We start from the raw sequence: 2,533 nt of genomic DNA, 5'->3' as shown, positions 1-2,533 counted from the left end.
GCTGCTGTGCGCGGGCAGCGGTCTAAGACAGCCTTATTGGGCTGCCCATATTCCCACAAAAAGCATGCGCCCCAGGCAAGTGATTGGTCAAGAGCGGACCATTTATTTTCAGGAACGCCTGAATCCATCCGGACATAAGGCCGCAACGCGTCGCCGGGATCGGCAAGCAGCGCCTCTAATTCCTGGCGTATTTCGTCGGTCGCAGCTTCGATTGCAGGCATCCATGGAAAATGATGCCTGTCGAAAAATTCATCCGCCGGAAGGAAGGGGTAATATAGGCCGTCGCATGTGTTCACATAGGTCCGTCGGCGGCCCAGCGCCACATCGACAAATGCCTTGCTGCGGCGCAGCTCTGCCTCATCCATGGCAGCAGATAATGGGGCCAGTTCCGTGCTGACCGCGTCCGCGATCTGGAGCGTTGCTTGCGAAACAAACGCCTGCCCCTTCTGCAGTGCCGCGGCAATATCGGGGGATAGGTCTGATGCATGCGCCGCCATTTGGAGCACGCCGCTCCAAGCGACCAGCGCCTCGGCCTTTTCACCCGTACGTTCATGCAATTCAGCCTTACGGAGCCAGCCCATAAAGTCGCGGCGGTCGATGCTGATTGCGGCGTCCAGCGCCAGCATTTCCCCTGTGTCATCGCCCTGCGCGCGCCGTGCAGTGGCAACATTTCTCCACAGCGCGCTCGACGTCGTGTCATGCGTCGTTGCGGCCACGAACAGGCGCTCGGCCTCTGCATAGCTTCCGGCCCGCAGTGCAAGCATGCCTTCGCTGTTCAGTCTGGCCGCTTCGGCCGGTGGTGCGGTCTCGTTCATATGGCGAATGCTTGCCATTTCCCGTTAGAAACGGCAAGGTCCATGAAGTTATGACGCATAAAAACAGCGAGATATGGAACGATGGCGCATGGCTTGCGCATCGCTATGATGCGTCCGCAGACGCATTTCATATGCGGCATGTCAGCCGTTCAGCGCACAATACCGCCACTTTCCTCACCGATGAATATCTTGGCGTGGAACCAAGCCCGATGGTCCTATCGCGCCACGAAGCCACAACAGGGCGCACGGACGACGCCAGCCTGCATTTTATTTTGCATTCCGCCTTTTGTGCATCAACCATGTTCGCCAACGGATTTGATCTGCCGGGCTTATCCATGGGTCTGAAGGAACCCGTTTTGTTGAACGACATTGTCGGCTTTCGCCGTCGCGGCGCGCCACCGACTGCCGTCGGCGAACGTTTGCGCGACGCACTGGACATGCTCGCGCGTCCATTTGGCGACGATTTGGCGGTTGTTGTGAAGCCGTCCAATGTGTTTAATGCCCTTGCCCCCGCATCGCTTGCCATGCGGCCGACAAGCAAGGCCATCATTCTATATGCACCACTTTCGGTGTTTCTTTTGTCGGTGGCCCGCAAGGGGCTTTGGTGCCGGCTATGGTGCCGCGAATTGTTGGAAGGGCAAATGGCCGACGGCATCGTTGATCTTGGTTTTGAGCCGGGTGATTTTTTCCGGCAGACCGATTTGCAAGTCGCGGCCGTGGGTTGGCTGGCGCAGCAAAAGCTGTTTCATAGCATGGCGCAAAAATTCGGACCTGAACGCATCGCAACGCTGGACAGCGAACGCCTGACTGCCAATCCTGGCAAAGCTCTTTTCGCTGTGGCGTCCCACTTTGGACTGGGCGAACATGCCGCTGCCAATGACGCGCATCCTGCGTTCGGCACGCATAGCAAGTTCGGTGGTAGTTTCCGGACAGACGACCGGCGCGCGGAATATGCATTGGCGCAAACGGCGCATGGCGACGAAATTGAAAAGGTCCTGATTTGGGCCAAAGCCGTTGCCCAATCTGCCAACATCCCGCTGACGTTGGAACATGCGCTTCGCTTTTGAAGCGCTCGGCCCAACCCATTAGGGCCGGGCATGACCTAAACCAACATAACGCAGTCTTGCAGGTCTTGGTCTGGCCTCGTGATTTAGCGTGGCCGCACAATACAAAAGGGGCGGACATTGCTGCCCGCCCCCTTGTTGCATTATATGCTCTTCAAATTAGAAGCGCAGCTTTGCCGTTACAGCATAGCGACGTCCCAGCGCGTCATATGTCGACGGGAAGGTGTTGCCGCTGTTGTACGATGTCGAACCAGCGTTGTTACCGGTCAATGGTGGATCCTTGTCCAGCAAGTTCTGCACCGTAGCGGTAATCGTCACATTTTCGGTGAGATTGATACGCGTCGACAGATCGAAGTAGTCATATGCCTTGATCTTGCCGAAGTTAGCCGTACGGCCACCAACGCCCAAGACCGACGAACCGATCGTTCCGTTGAAGAACGCACCACCGTCAATCACGTCAAGTGGTTCTTGCTCCATCGCCGACAGGTGACGCCACAACAACGACACATCGAACTTGCCGTACGACACTGTTGTACGCTGCGACCATGAGAAGTCTGGCTGCAGTGAACCACAGTTCGAGCTGAAATAGCCGGTGCAATCACGATTGACCGATTCAGGGTTAAGCACGAACGCGTTGAACGTCGATTTGAACGT

The 2,533-nt window shown here is 56.8% G+C and carries 2 protein-coding genes and 1 pseudogene; 1 reads left to right on the top strand and 2 read right to left on the bottom strand.

The window, feature by feature from the left end:
- A partial coding sequence (locus tag ACIQ0G_RS10900) for a hypothetical protein (protein WP_397577923.1) occupies positions 1 to 815 on the bottom strand: 815 nt, incomplete at its 3' end.
- A 50-nt stretch (positions 816 to 865) separates the two neighbouring features.
- On the opposite strand from ACIQ0G_RS10900, the gene ACIQ0G_RS10895 reads away from it, so the two are divergent.
- Complete coding sequence (locus ACIQ0G_RS10895) at positions 866 to 1,882, top strand: hypothetical protein (RefSeq protein ID WP_397577922.1); 1,017 nt, start codon at positions 866 to 868, stop codon at positions 1,880 to 1,882.
- Between the two features lie 156 nt (positions 1,883 to 2,038).
- On the opposite strand, the pseudogene ACIQ0G_RS10890 reads toward ACIQ0G_RS10895, so the two are convergent.
- A pseudogene (locus ACIQ0G_RS10890) lies at positions 2,039 to 2,533 on the bottom strand (TonB-dependent receptor); the annotation flags it as partial.

This window comes from Sphingorhabdus sp. (assembly GCF_044354325.1).
In the GTDB taxonomy this organism is placed as follows: Bacteria; Pseudomonadota; Alphaproteobacteria; order Sphingomonadales; family Sphingomonadaceae; genus Sphingorhabdus_B.
The sequence above is the reverse complement of the archived record's forward strand: the minus strand, read 5'-3'. Positions and strand labels throughout refer to the sequence as shown.